At 35.5% G+C, this 17,653-nt stretch carries 10 protein-coding genes and 2 rRNA genes; 7 read left to right on the forward strand and 5 right to left on the reverse strand.

All coding sequences use genetic code 11. The features are described 5' to 3' along the window. Positions 1-190 precede the first annotated feature (190 nt). The 7 genes from AC13CQ_RS13290 (at position 191) to AC13CQ_RS13320 (ending at position 10,441) form a co-directional block, all read left to right on the forward strand. Positions 191-3,024: ribosomal RNA gene (locus tag AC13CQ_RS13290) — 23S ribosomal RNA — on the forward strand. A gap of 208 nt (positions 3,025-3,232) precedes the next feature. Further along, positions 3,233-3,342, forward strand: a 5S ribosomal RNA gene (gene rrf / locus AC13CQ_RS13295). A gap of 653 nt (positions 3,343-3,995) precedes the next feature. Beyond that, positions 3,996-5,810: a serine hydrolase domain-containing protein gene (locus tag AC13CQ_RS13300; RefSeq protein ID WP_008614087.1), complete on the forward strand. Its 1,815-nt coding sequence runs from the start codon at positions 3,996-3,998 to the stop codon at positions 5,808-5,810. A 99-nt stretch (positions 5,811-5,909) separates the two neighbouring features. Further along, positions 5,910-7,661: a LamG domain-containing protein gene (locus AC13CQ_RS13305; protein ID WP_008614088.1), complete on the forward strand. Its 1,752-nt coding sequence runs from the start codon at positions 5,910-5,912 to the stop codon at positions 7,659-7,661. Between the two features lie 92 nt (positions 7,662-7,753). Beyond that, complete coding sequence (locus AC13CQ_RS13310; RefSeq protein ID WP_008614089.1) at positions 7,754-9,100, forward strand: Gfo/Idh/MocA family protein; 1,347 nt, start codon at positions 7,754-7,756, stop codon at positions 9,098-9,100. A gap of 10 nt (positions 9,101-9,110) precedes the next feature. Further along, positions 9,111-9,848: a 3-keto-disaccharide hydrolase gene (locus AC13CQ_RS13315; RefSeq protein ID WP_008614090.1), complete on the forward strand. Its 738-nt coding sequence runs from the start codon at positions 9,111-9,113 to the stop codon at positions 9,846-9,848. Beyond that, positions 9,845-10,441 carry a 3-keto-disaccharide hydrolase gene (locus tag AC13CQ_RS13320; RefSeq protein ID WP_008614092.1) on the forward strand — a complete coding sequence of 199 codons (597 nt, stop codon included), beginning with the start codon at positions 9,845-9,847 and terminating at the stop codon, positions 10,439-10,441. Before AC13CQ_RS13315 ends, AC13CQ_RS13320 begins: the two co-directional genes overlap by 4 nt. A 106-nt stretch (positions 10,442-10,547) precedes the next feature. On the opposite strand, the gene AC13CQ_RS13325 is transcribed toward AC13CQ_RS13320, so the two are convergent. The 5 genes from AC13CQ_RS13325 to AC13CQ_RS13345 all read right to left on the reverse strand — a co-directional run bounded on the left by AC13CQ_RS13325 (position 10,548) and on the right by AC13CQ_RS13345 (position 17,343). Then, on the reverse strand, positions 10,548-10,775 hold the full coding sequence (locus AC13CQ_RS13325) for a DUF6095 family protein (RefSeq protein ID WP_008614095.1): 228 nt from the start codon (positions 10,773-10,775) through the stop codon (positions 10,548-10,550). Beyond that, positions 10,759-11,583, reverse strand: a complete 825-nt coding sequence (gene murQ / locus AC13CQ_RS13330) for an N-acetylmuramic acid 6-phosphate etherase (protein WP_474507298.1) — start codon at positions 11,581-11,583, stop codon at positions 10,759-10,761. Before murQ ends, AC13CQ_RS13325 begins: the two co-directional genes overlap by 17 nt. A gap of 19 nt (positions 11,584-11,602) precedes the next feature. Then, complete coding sequence (locus tag AC13CQ_RS13335) at positions 11,603-12,409, reverse strand: DUF4249 domain-containing protein (protein ID WP_337900428.1); 807 nt, start codon at positions 12,407-12,409, stop codon at positions 11,603-11,605. Between the two features lie 3 nt (positions 12,410-12,412). Further along, positions 12,413-14,785, reverse strand: a complete 2,373-nt coding sequence (locus AC13CQ_RS13340) for a TonB-dependent receptor (protein WP_474507745.1) — start codon at positions 14,783-14,785, stop codon at positions 12,413-12,415. Positions 14,786-15,117: 332 nt separating this feature from the next. Then, positions 15,118-17,343, reverse strand: coding sequence for an NADP-dependent isocitrate dehydrogenase (locus tag AC13CQ_RS13345; RefSeq protein WP_335587726.1), 2,226 nt, complete (start codon positions 17,341-17,343; stop codon positions 15,118-15,120). Positions 17,344-17,653: the final 310 nt, after the last annotated feature.

Below are 17,653 nucleotides of genomic sequence, written 5' to 3' on the forward strand. Positions count from 1 at the left end.
ACTCTCCCCCTTTGGGGGAGCTGGAGGGGGCTGTAAACGTTCATTGACATATTGAGATAAAGAGATACGAGAAAGTATTACGTAAAGTAATACCTTTTAAGTAGACTATAGAGAAAAGAATCTTATTATATAATTGATTGCACGATTGATTATATAAAAAAATAGAATAGAATAAAAGAGCAAAAAGTACAATAAGCTATGTAAGGGCGTATGGGGAATGCCTAGGCTCTCAGAGGCGATGAAGGACGTGATAAGCTGCGAAAAGCTATGGGGAGTGGCACACACACAATGATCCATAGATATCCGAATGGGGCAACCCACTATACTGAAGGTATAGTACTCCGTAAGGAGGGTAAACCCGCTGAACTGAAACATCTAAGTAGGCGGAGGAGAAGAAAACAACAGTGATTCCGATAGTAGCGGCGAGCGAACTCGGATTAGCCCAAACCAAACTTGTTACGGCAATTTTGGGGTTGTAGGACTGCGATATTTGATGCGTTATGAATTAGAATTGTTTGGAAAGACAAACCATAGAGGGTGATAGTCCCGTATAAGTAAAGACCGTTATTGATAGCAGTATCCTGAGTAGTGCGGGGCACGTGAAACCCTGTATGAATCTGGCGGGACCATCCGCCAAGGCTAAATACTCCTGAGAGACCGATAGTGAACCAGTACCGTGAGGGAAAGGTGAAAAGTACCCTGAATAAGGGAGTGAAAAAGATCCTGAAACCATACGCTTACAAGCGGTCGGAGCCCTTTTTGGGTGACGGCGTGCCTTTTGCATAATGAGCCTACGAGTTACTTTTACTAGCGAGGTTAAGTGATTCAGTCACGCAGCCGTAGCGAAAGCGAGTCTGAATAGGGCGTTTTAGTTAGTAGTAGTAGACGCGAAACCGTGTGATCTACCCATGGGCAGGGTGAAGCTGTGGTAACACATAGTGGAGGCCCGAACCCGTTGACGTTGAAAAGTCTTGGGATGACCTGTGGGTAGGGGTGAAAGGCCAATCAAACTCGGAAATAGCTCGTACTCCCCGAAATGCATTTAGGTGCAGCGTTGGTTTATAGTTTTATAGAGGTAGAGCTACTGATTGGATGCGGGGGCTTCACCGCCTACCAATTCCTGACAAACTCCGAATGCTATAAAATGTTTACTGGCAGTGAGGGCATGGGTGCTAAGGTCCATGTCCGAAAGGGAAAGAACCCGGACCATCAGCTAAGGTCCCCAAGTGTATACTAAGTTGAAAAAACGCGGTTTGATTGCTTAGACAGCTAGGATGTTGGCTTGGAAGCAGCCATTCATTTAAAGAGTGCGTAACAGCTCACTAGTCGAGCGATCGAGCATGGATAATAATCGGGCATAAGTATACCACCGAAGCTATGGATTTGTACTTGGTACAAGTGGTAGGGGAGCATTCTAAACTGGGTAGAAGGTGATCTGTGAGGATTGCTGGACTGTTTAGAAAAGAAAATGTAGGCATAAGTAACGATAATGCGGGCGAGAAACCCGCACGCCGAAAAACCAAGGTTTCCTCAGCTATGCTAATCAGCTGAGGGTTAGTCAGGGCCTAACGCGAACCCGAAGGGGGTAGTGGATGGACAACAGGTTAATATTCCTGTACTTGCATATAGATAAAAGTGACGGAGGCGAATAGTTGGTGCGTGCTGACGGAATAGCACGTTGAAGGAGCTGGTAACACTCCGATAGTACACTAAGGCTTCGGCTGCGGTGATAATCCAGCGAATCGACTTCCAAGAAAAGCGATATATGCAACCTGTACCGTAAACCGACACAGGTGGTTGGGATGAGTATTCTAAGGCGCTCGAGAGATTCATGGCTAAGGAACTAGGCAAAATAGACCCGTAACTTCGGGAGAAGGGTCGCCCTTAATTTATTAAGGGCCGCAGTGAAAAGGTCCAGGCGACTGTTTATCAAAAACACAGGGCTCTGCTAAATCGAAAGATGATGTATAGGGCCTGACACCTGCCCGGTGCTGGAAGGTTAAGGGGAGATGTTAGCTTCGGCGACGCATTGAACTGAAGCCCCAGTAAACGGCGGCCGTAACTATAACGGTCCTAAGGTAGCGAAATTCCTTGTCGGGTAAGTTCCGACCTGCACGAATGGTGTAACGATCTGGACACTGTCTCGGCCATGAGCTCGGTGAAATTGTAGTATCGGTGAAGATGCCGATTACCCGCTGTGGGACGAAAAGACCCCGTGCACCTTTACTATAGCTTCGTATTGACTTTGGATAAGTGATGTGTAGGATAGGTGGGAGACTTTGATCATGTATCGCCAGGTATGTGTGAGTCATTGTTGAAATACCACCCTTTACTTATTTGAAGCCTAACTTCTTTCTAAGAAGGACAATGCGTGGTGGGTAGTTTGACTGGGGTGGTCGCCTCCAAAAGAGTAACGGAGGCTTCTAAAGGTTCCCTCAGCACGCTTGGTAACCGTGCGTAGAGTGCAATGGCACAAGGGAGCTTGACTGAGAGACCTACAAGTCGATCAGGTACGAAAGTAGAGCATAGTGATCCGGTGGTTCCGCATGGAAGGGCCATCGCTCAAAGGATAAAAGGTACGCCGGGGATAACAGGCTGATCTCCCCCAAGAGCTCACATCGACGGGGGGGTTTGGCACCTCGATGTCGGCTCGTCACATCCTGGGGCTGGAGAAGGTCCCAAGGGTTGGGCTGTTCGCCCATTAAAGTGGCACGCGAGCTGGGTTCAGAACGTCGTGAGACAGTTCGGTCTCTATCTACAGTGGGCGTTAGAAATTTGAGTGGATCTGACTCTAGTACGAGAGGACCGAGTTGGACTAACCGCTGGTGTAGCTGTTGTTCCGCCAGGAGCACTGCAGCGTAGCTATGTTGGGAAGGGATAAGCGCTGAAAGCATATAAGCGCGAAACCCGCCACAAGATGAGATTTCTTTAAAGGGTCGTGAGAGACGATCACGTTGATAGGCTATAGGTGTAAAGGCAGTAATGTCATAGCCGAGTAGTACTAATAACCCGTAAGCTTATGTACAGTAGTCCTCTTGCTTTTGCAAAGAGCAAGAGGGCGCAAACTCTTTTTACTTCTATCTTTCTTTTTTTTAGAATCTATGATCTAGTATTTTTTTATCTCCATATGTTAACTTATTAAAAGCCCCACCTAACCTCCCCTTGGGGAGGGACAATGGGCAACATTAACCTAGCCCCCTCTTTGGAGGGGGTTGGGGGAGGCTTTAAGATTTAAGGTGGTTATAGCGACGGGGCTCACCTCTTCCCATTCCGAACAGAGCAGTTAAGCCCGCCAGCGCCGATGGTACTACGTTTTCGTGGGAGAGTAGGTCGCCGCCTTCTTTAGAATCCTCATCATTTATTTGATGAGGATTTTTTTTGCCTTTTTTTTAAGGAAGTACATTGAAAATTGAAGGATTGAAAGATTGAAGGATTGAAGGATTTTATCACTTTGCCACTTTGAAAAAAACCGTCTACCGTCTACCGCCTAATGCTTACTGCATATAGCTTCTTTGAACCTTTGAACCTTTTGAGTTAAAAAGTTATGCTGTTATGGAGTTACGATGTTACAAAGAAAAAATCGCCTACTGCCTACCGCATAATGCTTACTGCCCTTTGCCACTTTGATGGATTGAAGAATTCGGAAGTCGGAAGACATAATGCAATGTTCAGTAAGCGTACATTTTCAATCAAGAGTCAGGAATCAAGAGTCAAGAATGCAAAAAAAAAAAGTATTCTTATTCTTTTGAAAATCTTGTAAACTACAAACCATAAACAATAAACCAAAAACCTACTGCTTATTGAAGGATTGAAGAAAAAAACTGCCTACCGCCTATAGCCTAATGCTTACTGCCCTTTGAAACTGCTTACTGCATATAGCTTAAAGCATAAAGCCGTTCTGCTCCCCACTAACCCTAAAAACATCAGACAATCTATCAAGCTTTTATCAAATCTGAGGATATTATTTATTAAATTGCTTTTTCAAATTTTAATACATGAATATAAAGCATATACTTTCCTTTTTTTTAGCTGTTTTTTCTTTTTATATATTACACGCTCAAGATGAAAATGATTCTGATTCTTCTGCAACTCTTGTAAAGAATATTAATAATACTATACCTATTAAATCTCTCGATGTAAACAATATAGGGTTTATTAATCTCGATGCTGATAAATCTGAATTTAATACGGATGATTTTTTATTAAAGCTTAATCAGTACACTAGAATAAGTCGTGTTGAGAATTCTTTAAATGAATCTATTATAGGAGAAGTACAAGAACGCGATATAATTATAGCTGCTATTTCTTCTAAGAATATACATTGGAATACTTTATATAAACTTTCTAGTTTACTCTCAAAAACTAAATTAATTTTAGTTTCTTTTTTACCTCTTAAAGAAATTTCCTTTAACAATTATGTATTTAATGCTACTACAATAATTCAATTTCAATCTTACAATACAATAAATTCAGAAAGTGCTGCTGAAATTATATTTGGTGCTAAAACAACTAATGCTGTTTTAGAGGAGGATGTAAATAATAACTTTAAAAGTGGTTCAGGAATTTTATTAAACAAGACAATAAGAATGGGGTATACTTCTCCGTCTCAGGAAGGATTGGATGAGGATTTTATTAATCGGAAAGTAGATTCTATCATGAAAGAAGGGATTGAGCAACATGCTTTTCCTGGAGCTCAATTATTGGTTGCTAAAAATAATAATATCATTTACCATAAGTCTTTTGGTTACCATACATATGATAATATACAAAAAGTTTCAAACTATGATTTATATGATTTAGCTTCCGTTACAAAAGTTACGGGTCCCCTTCCTGTTATCATGCAGTTGGTAGATAAAGGAATTATAGATATTGATGAAAAGTTTAGTACTTATTGGAAGCCTTGGCGTAATGTTAAAAATAAAAAAGATCTTACTTTTAGGGAGATTCTTGCGCATCAAGCGGGTTTAGAGCCTTATTATATTTTTTTAAACGAAATTATAAAGAACAGAAAATTTGTTTCCAGATTTGTAAGTAATACTGAAAGTAATAAGTATTCAGTCAAAATATATAAAGATCTTTACCTAAACAAGCGTTTTGTGAAAAAGATGTATCGAATTATTAATCGAACAGAGGTTTCAGAGATTAAAAAGTATAAGTACTCTGGGCTTAGTTTTTTAATTTATCCTGAAATGATAAAACAGCTTACAGGGATTAATTATGAAAAATATGTAAGAGATAGTATATATAGGCCTTTGGGAGCTACTAATTTAATATTTAATCCAATTGGTAAATATCCTGAATCTTTAATTGTTCCAACAGAGCTAGATACAATTTATAGAAATGCATATGTAAAAGGATGGGTGCATGATGAGAATGCGAGTTTATTGGGTGGTGTATCAGGAAACGCAGGTTTGTTTGGAACGGCAAACGATTTAGCAAAATTGATTAAGATGTATCAAAATTTAGGAGAATATGGAGGGAAAAGATACATCTCTGAAAAAACAATGAAAGAATTTACACGTGTTCAGTATCCTGAAAATAATAATAAAAGAGGGCTAGGTTTTGATAAACCTTTATTAAATAATGCTACATTAGATATTTCTCATGCCTCTCCAGCTCCTGAAGTAAGTGCTCAAAGTTTTGGTCATGGTGGGTTTACTGGGACTTATGTGTGGGCAGATCCTGTTAATAATTTGATGTTTATATTTCTATCCAATAGAGTGTACCCTACTCGTAATAATAGAAATTTATATAATTTAAACATTAGGCCTTCCCTACAGCAGGTATTTTATCAGGCTAATCTTAACTAAAATACTGTTGTGATTTAATTTAAAGTGATGAAAAGCTTATAAAAGATAGTTTGTTCATTTGTTTTTTTTATTTTAGATGCATATGATTTTCCTAAGATTATGAATGCTAAAGTTTTTTTCGTCTTATTGATATTTTTATGTAGCAATATTATTATTGCTCAGGGATATGATATTATGGAGGAAAAACATTCTGTTACTGTAGAGATTGGGGGAAAAGCTTTAGAAGATGTAAAGTGGAAAGAAAACCCTGATCTTATTACAACAGGGGTTTTTGAAACAGGAAGTCTTAAATTATCTCCTCAAAAAAGAGGCTATAGATTTTCTCCAGATATTTTTAATTTTGATGATTATAACTCGAATACTCCAAAAATTTTTAGAGCATACAAATATAATCTCACAGACCGATTAAAGCTTTATTTACCATTTCAGAAGGAATTTATTTCTACAAAAGTCAATAATGAAAAGATAAATCAAATAGAAGTAACCTATCAAGAAAGTGGTAAAGGTGAAACTGCTTATTTTAATGGAGTATCTAGTTATATTGATTTTGGTTCCGATAATACTAATTTTAATGAACTAACAGTTGCAGTATGGTTAAAGCCAGAAAAGGTATCTGGAAGTAACAGTATAATAGGGAAAGGAGAAGTTTTTTCAGCTAAAATTTTTGATGGAAATCTTCAGTTTACAACTCCGGGAATAAAAGATCATATAAGTAATGTATTGTATGTGAATCCGAATGAGTGGGTGCATGTTGCTTTTGTTTTTATGCCGAATGATCAATTATTTTTCTATATGAATGGAACTTTAATAGATCAAATCAAAGCTTCAACCATAGCTAATACTGACCATTCTATTTTGATAGGGAGTAATTTGTGGGGACAATATTACAAAGGATTTATGAAAGATTTTGCTCTTTGGAATCGTGCATTGAGTAACGATGAAGTGTTTGAGGTCTATCAAGATGGCGTATTATTAAAAACAGAGAAACCAAAAGAGGCTTTTTTATGGTGGTGGCTCTTACTCTTAATTCCATTAGGAGGGATATTTTACTTTTTTTATGGATATAAAAGAGTGCTAAATAAAGTGTATGTTTCTGAAAGTTCAAAGTCTGTTGAAATAGTTAAGGATTATAATATTCGCTTTCTAGGCGGTTTTACTTTAATAGATACTGAAGGAAAAGAGTTTACCCATTTGCTTTCTCCAAAACGCAGGGAATTATTTTTACTTCTTTTTCTTTATACGATAAAAAATGGCGGAATTTCTTCCAAAAAAATGGGTGATATTCTGTGGCCTAATTTTAGTTATGAGAGCACTAAAAATAATAGAAGTACACAAATAAAAGAGCTCAGAAAAGTTTTTGAAGGAAGACTCCCTCTAGAAATTAATTTTATTGAGAAAAAATGGAAATTAAGTATTCCAGAATCAATATATACCGATGTAACACAATTAAATGAGTCAATTCCTCAACTGTTTTCTGGAAAACAAATTCACACGGAGAATAAATCGCATATTCAAATAGCGCAAATTGTTAAGAATGGAGCTCTTTTACCTCAAATAGAATTAGAATGGTTGGATAGTTTTAAGTCTGATTATGGAAATGCTATTTTGGATATTCTTACTCCATGTATAGATAAAGAACAGGAAGAACAATTTTCTAAAGATGAATTAATTTTGATTTGTGATGCAATTTTAGAGATAGATCCATTGTATGAGAATGCAGTTAGAACTAAATATTATTTGTTTACAAATGCAGGAAAGCATATGACTGCACAAAAATTAATTGAAAATTATAAACGGCTGTATGAGGCATTTTATAAGGAAGGTTATGATATAAATTCACTTCAAGTTTAATTTTTTTATTCTATTACCCCATTTATTACCCCTCTTAGTACATCCTAAATACTTAGATTAGAGCTATTAATAAACTAATACTAATTTTATTTATGGAAGAAAATAAAAGGAGAGGTTTCTTAAAGAAATTAGGAGTAACTGGTGTAGCAGCAGCAGTTTCTCCAATGGTCTTTGCTGAAGAAACTAAATCTCTTCATTACCTAAAAAGAGTTAACCCAACAATTAATTTAAGTACCATTAAAATTGCCTTAATCGGTGCAGGAGGAATGGGAACTGCAGATACAGAAACAGCATTACTTAACCCAAATATAGAGTTAGTTGCTGTATGCGATTTATATGATGCAAGAATAGAAAGTGCAAAAGAAAAATGGGGGAGTAATATATATACCACTAAAGACTACACCAAAATTCTTAGTAGAAAAGATGTTGATGCTGTAATTATAGGAACTCCAGATCATTGGCATAAACAGATAGGGATTGATGCCTTAAATGCAGGGAAGCATGTATATTGTGAAAAACCAATGGTACATTCTGTATCAGAGGGGAAAAGCCTAATAGATGCTTGGAAAAAATCTGGAAAGATATTTATGGTAGGTAGTCAAGGTTTATCTTCTTTAGGAAATGAAAAGGCTAAAGAACTTTTGGCAGCTGGAGCTATTGGAGATATTAATTATGCTGAAGGTTTTTGGGCGAGAAACTCTCCTCTTGGAGCATGGCAGTATCCAATTCCAAATGATGCTTCTACTAATACTGTTGATTGGAATCGTTATATAGCGAATACTAAAAAAAGAGATTTTGATCCTCTTCGATTTTTTAGATGGAGAAATTATTTAGATTACGGAACAGGAATGTCTGGAGATTTGTTTGTGCATTTATTTTCAAGTCTTCATTTTATAACGAATTCTTATGGTCCTAATAAAGTTTCTGCTACTGGCGGATTGAGATATTGGAAAGATGAACGTGAAGTTCCTGACGTTTTATTAGGAATGTTTGATTATCCTGAGTCCGATCAGCATCCAGGATTTAATTTATCGCTTCGTTGCAATTTTGTAGATGGTACCAGTGGAAGTACATATCTTAAAATAGTAGGAAGCAAAGGCTCTATGGATGTTAAATGGGAAGAAGTTGTTCTTAAGCGCAACGCCAATTCTTTTGATGACGATCCTTTTTTAGCTGAAAAAATGAAAGGGCAAAATGCACAATCTGATAGAAAAAGAATTGTAGCTCCATTAGAAACCGTATATACAGCAGAAAAAGGGTATAAAGGGGCTCATTACGACCATTTTGCAAACTTTTTCAATGCTATTAGAACAAATGGTAGCGTTGTAGAAGATCCTGAATTTGCATTTAGAGCCGCAGCTCCAGCTTTACTATGTAACGATAGCTATCAGCAGAATAAATTTATGGAGTGGGATCCAGTAAACATGAACCTTATTTAAAATAAAGAAAATGAAGAAAATATATTTTTTGGCTACAGCACTATTAATGGTGGTAGCTTGTAAATCTGAAGGGAAAAAGACCGAAACAGAAAAGGTTGAAAAAGAAGTTGTAATAGCTCAAGAGAAAAGTAACGATTGGATTTATTTATTCGATGGAACTTCTACTGATGGATGGAGAAGTTACAACGGAACTTCTTTGCCAGATGGATGGGTTTTAGAAGGAGATATGTTGAAATCTCTAGGAAAAGGCGGAGATATAGGTGGTGATATTATTTACAGCGAAGAGAAGTTTGGAGAATTTGAGCTTTCTATAGATTGGAAAATTTCTGAGGGAGGTAATAGTGGAGTATTCTACCATGTAGTTGAAGGCGAAAAATATGATGCACCGTATTATAATGCTCCAGAATACCAAATGATTGATCAGATAGGGTTTCCTCAAAAGTTAGAGCCTTGGCAGTCTTTAGGAGCAGATTATGGAATGTATAACCCAGATTATGAAGGAGCTATTAAAAAAGCAGGGGAGTGGAATAATACCCGAATTGTTTTTACAAATGATACTGTTGAATACTGGTTAAATGGAAAGAAAACAGTTTCGTTTGTTCCATGGAGTGAAGATTGGCAAAAAAGAAAAGAGGAAGGAAAATGGAAGGACTATCCAGATTATGGAGTAGCCAAAACAGGATACATCGGACTTCAAGATCATGGAAGCTTTATTTGGTTTAAAAATATAAAAGTTAGAAAATTATGAGATCATTATATTTTGGAATATTAACTGTTTTATTTCTTTGTGTAGGTTGTGGTTCTTCAACAGCATTATATAATGGGAAAGATCTTACAGGTTGGGATATTTATGGTACCGAAAAATGGTACGTAAATGATAAGGGTTTACTTATATCTGAAAGTGGGCCTGATGAGCAATATGGATATTTGGCTACAGAAAAGACCTATAAAGATTTTGAATTAACAGTTCAGTTTAAACAAGAAGCTAATGGAAACAGTGGTATTTTTTTTAGATCTGATATTGAAGGAACAAAAATTAGTGGTTGGCAAGCAGAAGTAGCTCCTCCAGGGCATGATACAGGAGGAATTTATGAGTCTTACGGCAGAGGGTGGCTTATAAAACCTGAACCAGCAAAAGATGCGTATTTAAAATTTGGAGAATGGAATAAAATGAAGGTACGTGTTGTAGGAAATCATGTTACTACTTGGTTAAATGGACAAGAGATGATAAGTTTTACAGACAGTAAAATAGGGGAGGCAACAGGTAAAATAGCTTTGCAAATTCATGACGGAGGCGGAATTAAAGTCTATTGGAAAAATATAAATATTAAAGAATTATAACCTAGTTTCTGTTTAGAAAGTAGATTGAAAATTCAATTTGTTAATTAATGCGACGGAGTCGGCTAGAAAGTCCCACACTTTTTATGTCGACTCTTTAGTTTTATAATTAGTTTTCTCCAAAGAAAGACTTCATTAGTACTCTTAGGCTATAAAACCCCATTATAATGGCGCTAATAGCTAATAAAATTCCAACTATTAAGACTGGCCAATACCAAGGGTGGGTTTGGTTTTTAAAAGCTTGATATATTACTGTGGGAGCCATAAACATAAGTGCTACTGTAAATGCAAAGTATTTAAGGCTTTTTAGGAGGAGTTCTCTATCCGTTCTTTTCATTATAATAAGCATTTACAGCATTACGAACACTTCCGTGTTTTTTTAATAATTCGGAGGCTTTATTATTTTCTACTGGAATTTCATCCATTATCATTCTAATTCCTCTATCAACAAGCTTTACATTGCTTAATTGCATGTCTACCATTTTGTTTCCTTGAACCTTTCCTAGGCGAATCATAGTAGCAGTAGAAATCATGTTAAGCACTAGTTTTTGTGCAGTACCAGCTTTCATTCTAGAACTTCCAGTAACAAATTCTGGACCTACAACAACTTCAATTGGATATTGTGCTTCTTTGGCAAGTGGACTATTTTTATTACAAGTAATACAGCCAGTAATGATATTGTTTTTATTACATTCTTTCAATGCGCCAATTACATAAGGTGTAGTTCCAGAAGCAGCAATTCCAATTACAATATCTTTATCGGAAATAGTATACTCCTGTAAATCTTTCCATCCTTGTTCGGTACTGTCTTCTGCGTATTCAACGGCTTTTCTAATAGCAGTTTCCCCACCAGCAATAATACCAACTACTAGGTCGTGTGGAACCCCAAAAGTAGGAGGGCATTCTGAAGCATCTACAACGCCAAGTCTACCGCTTGTTCCGGCTCCCATATAGAAAAGTCGCCCTCCTTGTTCCAATTTAGGAACAATAACGTTTATTAAAGCCTCTATAGAAGCTATTTCGTTTCCTACGGCAGTTGGAACGGTATTATCTTCTTTATTTATATTAGTGAGTAGCTCTTTTACAGTCATCTTTTCAAGATGATTATAGTTAGACGCTTGCTCTGTAGTTCTTGTAAAATCCATGTGTCAAAAGTAAAAAATATTACTCAATAGTAAAGGTATAAGTATCGGTTTCTGAGAGTCTAAAATACCCAAAGGCAAAATTCTCTGGATTTGTAGTATTCACTATGTTTCCTCTAACGGTTGCGGGTTGCGTTTCAAAGGGGCCACCGCTTTCTCCAGTTTGAGAAAGTAAGGTATTTATATAGGTGAAATATCTTTTAGAAACACCATATAAATTGATTTCTACTTCATCGCCAGGTTTTAATTCTTCACTATTGAAATAAGCAAACATTTCATTTCCATTCACCAGTCTGTCTTCTTGTACATTTATAGTAGTATCATTTTCAGCATAAAAAGAATAGAAATAATAGTTTTCTTCCTCTACAGGATCATTAAAATAAGCTTTAATTTCAATATACTCTTCAGAAAAAATCTCACCGTTTTGCTGACTTACATATTCTAAATCGGAAACGGGAAGTAAAGTCTCTTCAGCAGTGTAGGTTTCTCCTTCAGTAATAACAGTTAAGTAGTAGGTTTTGTTTAACTGCGGAATAAAATTTTGGGTATAATAAAAACCAGAGTTTCCATCTTCTATAAAATCAAATTGACTTCCTTCGTCATCAGTAATAAAAACTTCAGCATTATTTACTGGCGGAATTTCTGTATCAAAATAGGGAGCAGTTGTAGAGAGTCTAACGAATTGAGACTGTCCTGAAGTTTCTTTTATCCAATTGATAGATGCTTCTATGACTAATCTTGGAGGGGCATCATCCAGATCAACCTCAATAACTTCTTCACAGGAAGTAAAGAAGAAAACAAGCAGACATATATTGATAATTTTTTTCATTTTTTAAAATTTAAAGTTGTACGTAATGGAAGGGATAATGCCATAAATAGATAATTTTACGGCCTCATTTCTCATTTCTTCGGTGTTTTCTCTAAAGCTTACCGAAGCAGCATTTTTCCGATTGTAAACATTATAGATACTAAAAACCCATTCGCTTTGCCATCCTTTAGTTTTCTTTGGTTTTGGGGTGTAGGTAGCAGATATATCTAATCGGTTGTAAGAAGGGAGTCTACTGTTATTTCTTTCGCCATAACTAGGAATAGTAATTCCTTCATATTCATATTGTCCATCTGGATAAGAGGCGGGTCTCCCAGTTTGGAAGATAAAATTCCCTCCAAAATTCCATTTTGGCGTTAAAGTGTAGGAAGCAGTTACAGAAATATCGTGGGTTTTATCATAGGGAGTATAATACCATTTTCCGTTATTAATTCCGGGTTCATCAGGAGTTCTTCCAGGGGTACGTTGTTTAGATTCTGATAAGGTATACGATAACCAGCCTTGAAGTTTTCCTTCATTTTTTCTGAATAAAACCTCCATTCCATAAGCTTTAGCCTCTCCATTTAAAACAACTTGTTCAATAGCATCATTGGCAATTAAATCTGCCCCGTCGATATAATCAATTCTATTTTTTATGTTTTTGAAGAAGAGTTCTGTTTCTAATGAATACTTATTATCACTAATATTTTTAAAATAACCCACCGCATATTGATCGAGTAGTTGTGGCTTGATGAACGAACCGCTAGGCGCCCAAACATCTAATGGGGTGGGAGAGCTTGTATTGGTAATGAGATGTAAATATTGCGACATACGGTTGTAGCTAGCTTTAATAGACTGTGTTTTGTCTAATATATAGGAAGCAGCAATACGTGGCTCTAAGTTTGTATATGATTTAATAGACTTGCTTCTGCTGGCGCTAATAGTGTCTATTGGAGTAGCTTTTTCATAAATGCCGAGATCTGGATTGTAAACTACAGGGGTATTGTTTTGATAAACGTTAATTTCGTCTTGTCCAAACCTATCAAATCTACTAAGTCGCAAACCGTATTCAATAGCTAATTTGTTGGTAATTTGATGTTCAATATCTATGTATGCAGCCGCTTCATTAGCATATTTATCGGTGAGTTTAAAATAATTAATTCCAGAATCATCTCCTTCAGGTTCAATCTCTCCTGGATTAAATTTATAATACACATTATTTATTCCGTACTGCAATTTAAATTTATTGGAAATGTAATGTTTAAAATCGTATTTTAAATTGAAGTTGTTTATCCCACTATTCCAGTTAAAGCCTACAAAATTAAGAGTTAAACCATAGTAATAATCGCTATAAATAAGGGAGAGGTTGGAGAATAATTTATCTGAAAATAAATGATTCCATCTTAAGTTAACTACTGAATTTCCGTAGACATTATTAAAGCTATCGTTTATATCGAATACATCACGTCCAAAATACCCTGAAAAATAAAGGTTGTTATTTTCATTTAACTTATAAGAAAGCTTTGTGTTTAAATCGTAAAAATATGCGGAGTTGTCATTATCGGTTAATTTTAGAAATAAGTGGGCATAGGAGCTTCTACCACCAATAAGAAAAGAACCTTTGTTTTTAACAATAGGGCCTTCAGCCAGAATTCTACTAGAAACAACCCCAATACCCCCCGTCATATGAAAGTTTTTGCTATTACCATCTTTTTGGTAAATATCTAATACAGAAGAAATTCTACCTCCATATCTAGAAGGAATTCCTCCTTTATATAATTTTAAGTTTTTAATGGCATCTGGATTAAATACAGAAAAGAAACCGAAGAGATGAGAGGAGTTAAAAATAATGGCTTCGTCTAAGAGGATTAAATTTTGATCAGCAGATCCTCCTCGCACATTAAATCCAGACGAGGCTTCTCCTGCATTACTAACACCTGGTAATAATAAAATAGATTTTATAACATCGGCCTCTCCTAGAACCACGGGTATTTTTTTTATGGTAGCAGCGCTCATACTATTCACACTCATTTCGGGCTTTTTGATATTTATTCTCTCTATATCTTGTTCTACCACAACTTCATCAAGTTCTTCTGAGGAAGCTTTTAAACTGAAATCTTGTTTGGAACTTGTAGAGAGCTCTATCTGTTTGCTAATAGTATTAAATCCCAAATAACTTATTTGAACGGTATAATTTCCTTCTGGGATAGTTATTGAATAAAAGCCATATTCGTTGGTAGTTGTTCCAGTTTTAAGTTCAGGAAAGATAACATTTACTCCAATAAGTGTTTCGTTACTAGAAGCGTCTGTTATTGTTCCGCTTAAGGTTACTTGTTCTTGGGCAAAGGAAAATGAGATTCCGAAGAGAAGAAATAAGCATAACTTTAAAAAGTTGTTCATTCTTTTTTTCATTAAAAATAAAAGTAATTTTACTGTTATAGATAAAAAAAAGTAAGAACTTCTATAAAAATACAAGACCACTTCACTATAAGAAGAAAGAACAAAGACTAAATATTAACTATCAGAAATAAGTTCTTTAAAGAAGTAACATTACTTAAACCCTCTTTTTATCATTTTTATTAATAGCAAGGGGTCTGTTTTGAAAACCTCATTTAAACCTTGGTATAAATTGAATCCAATAAATTCTGTTAACTTTTATTGGACTACAATAATAAAAAAATAAAGCCTTCTAAAAAAGAAGGCTTTATATATAAAAAGGTATGGTTGTAAACTTATATTTTAGCTAAAATGCTATTAAATGTTGCACTAGGCTGCATAGCTTGTTTTGTTTTCTCAACATTTGGCATGTAGTACCCATCTATATTGACAGGTTTTCCTTGTGCCTCGTTAAGCTCTTTAATAATAAGAGCTTCTTTTTCTGTAAGCTCAGCTGCAATAGGAGTGAAGGCTTCTTTTAATTCAGCATCTTCAGTTTGTTTTGCTAAGGCTTGAGCCCAATATAGCCCTAAATAAAAATGACTACCTCTACTGTCTAATTCTCCTACTTTTCTAGAAGGCGATTTATCTTCTTCTAAAAACTTACCTGTAGCTTCATCTAAAGTGGTAGCCAATACCTTAGCTTTACTGTTATTATTAACATTTCCGTAGTGCTCTAGAGAAACGGCTAATGCTAAGAACTCTCCTAAAGAATCCCAACGTAAATGACCTTCTTCTAAAAATTGCTCAACGTGCTTTGGAGCAGAACCTCCAGCACCAGTTTCAAATAAACCTCCCCCATTCATTAAAGGAACAATAGAAAGCATTTTAGCACTAGTACCTACTTCTAAAATAGGGAAAAGGTCTGTTAAATAATCTCTTAAAACATTTCCGGTAACAGAAATAGTATCTTCTCCTTTTTTAATTCTAGCTAGTGTATAGTGAGTAGCTTCTTCTGGAGACATTATTTTTATTTCTAAGCCACTAGTATCGTGGTCTTTTAGATATAAATTTACCTTTTTGATTAACTCAGCATCATGAGCTCTATTTTTATCTAACCAAAAAATGGCTGGAGTATTAGTAGCTCTTGCGCGAGAAACAGCAAGTTTAACCCAGTCTTGAATAGGAAGGTCTTTTGCTTGGCACATTCTCCAAATATCTCCTTCTTCAACTTTATGCTCTATTATAACATTTCCTTCACCATTTAAAACTTGAACAACCCCATTTCCTGAGATTTCAAAAGTTTTATCATGAGAACCGTATTCTTCTGCTTTTTGAGCCATTAATCCTACATTAGGAACTGTTCCCATAGTAGTTGGATCAAAAGCTCCATTTTCTTTACAAAAATCTATAGTAGCTTGGTAAACACTAGAGTAGCTACTGTCTGGAATAACCGCTTTAGTATCTTGACTCTTACCTTCTGCATTCCACATTTGTCCTGAGTTACGAATCATTGCAGGCATAGAAGCATCAATAATTACATCACTAGGAACATGTAAGTTGGTAATTCCTTTGTCAGAATTTACCATAGCCAAATCTGGTTGTTCGTTTAAGATACTTTGAATGGTAGCTTTTACTTCTTGCTTTTCAGTTTCAGGTAACTCGTCAACTTTTTCTAATAAATCTCCAAGACCATTATTCTCTTCAACATTTATTTTTTCTAATAAAGCACCATGTTTATCAAACAACTCTTTAAAGAACACTTTTACGGTGTGGCCAAATATAATTGGATCCGACACTTTCATCATTGTAGCTTTTAAGTGTACAGAAAAGAGAACGTCTTTTTCTTTAGCGTCTTTAACTTCTTTTTCAAGGAAACTAACCAATGCTTTTTTACTTAAAACAGTAGCATCAATTACTTCTTTATCAATAACTTTTACTTGCTCTTTTAAAACTTCTTTATTTCCGTTATTGTCAACAAATTGAATTTTTAAACTTTGAGCGTTATCAATGGTTAATGATTTTTCGTTGGAACGAAAATCACCCTGATCCATGGTTGCAACATGAGATTTTGATGATGCACTCCATGCCCCCATTGAATGCGGATTTTTCTTTGCGTAATTTTTAACCGCTTTTGGAGCTCTTCTGTCAGAATTACCTTCTCTTAATACTGGGTTAACAGCACTTCCTTTAATACCGTCGTAACGGGTTTTAATTTCCTTTTCTGCATCTGTTTTTGGCTCATGCGGATAATCTGGAATATTAAACCCTTTAGCTTGCAATTCTTCAATAGCATTTTCTAATTGAGGAATTGACGCACTAATATTTGGAAGCTTTATAATATTTGCCTCTGGCGTTTTAGCTATTTCTCCAAGTTCTAATAAATCGTTAGGAACTTGTTGTTCTTTGGTAAGCATATCTGGAAATACTGCCAGAATTCTAGCAGCAAGAGAGATGTCTTTTGTTTCAATATCTATATTAGATGTTGCAGTGTATGCTTTAACAATAGAAAGCCAAGAATAAGTGGCTAATGCTGGAGCTTCGTCTGTTTTGGTATAAAGAATTTTAGGTTTATGTGACATTTATTTGAAGAACTATTTTTTAATTAAACTTCGCAAATATACAATTTTAAACATTTTTTCGGCAATAGAAAGCTAACCATTTAAGAGAAAATAGTTATAAATACTAATGTGGTAATAGTAATTATGACCATTTTAGGTTTTTTTAATGCCTAATAGAGGATTTAATTTCCAAGAGATTGTTCTAAATTTGCCGATGAATTTTGCATCGAAATGAACTAAAATAGTGGATTACATACTATCCGCTCTTTAAGAAAAGAGAAATTAAATTTAACCGTAGTAGAAACATTCTCTTTGTTGTTAAAATTGATTT

Source organism: Galbibacter sp. L-19 (assembly GCF_056857615.1).

What these genes read in the sequence shown, in the direction of transcription:
- murQ (WP_474507298.1), bottom strand. Translation starts at nt 11,583, where the DNA reads ATGGATTTTACAAGAACTACAGAGCAAGCGTCTAACTATAATCATCTT.
- AC13CQ_RS13345 (WP_335587726.1), bottom strand. Translation starts at nt 17,343, where the DNA reads ATGTCACATAAACCTAAAATTCTTTATACCAAAACAGACGAAGCTCCA.
- AC13CQ_RS13315 (WP_008614090.1), top strand. Translation starts at nt 9,111, where the DNA reads ATGAAGAAAATATATTTTTTGGCTACAGCACTATTAATGGTGGTAGCT.
- AC13CQ_RS13335 (WP_337900428.1), bottom strand. Translation starts at nt 12,409, where the DNA reads ATGAAAAAAATTATCAATATATGTCTGCTTGTTTTCTTCTTTACTTCC.
- AC13CQ_RS13300 (WP_008614087.1), top strand. Translation starts at nt 3,996, where the DNA reads ATGAATATAAAGCATATACTTTCCTTTTTTTTAGCTGTTTTTTCTTTT.
- AC13CQ_RS13340 (WP_474507745.1), bottom strand. Translation starts at nt 14,785, where the DNA reads ATGAACAACTTTTTAAAGTTATGCTTATTTCTTCTCTTCGGAATCTCA.
- AC13CQ_RS13320 (WP_008614092.1), top strand. Translation starts at nt 9,845, where the DNA reads ATGAGATCATTATATTTTGGAATATTAACTGTTTTATTTCTTTGTGTA.
- AC13CQ_RS13305 (WP_008614088.1), top strand. Translation starts at nt 5,910, where the DNA reads ATGAATGCTAAAGTTTTTTTCGTCTTATTGATATTTTTATGTAGCAAT.
- AC13CQ_RS13310 (WP_008614089.1), top strand. Translation starts at nt 7,754, where the DNA reads ATGGAAGAAAATAAAAGGAGAGGTTTCTTAAAGAAATTAGGAGTAACT.
- AC13CQ_RS13325 (WP_008614095.1), bottom strand. Translation starts at nt 10,775, where the DNA reads ATGAAAAGAACGGATAGAGAACTCCTCCTAAAAAGCCTTAAATACTTT.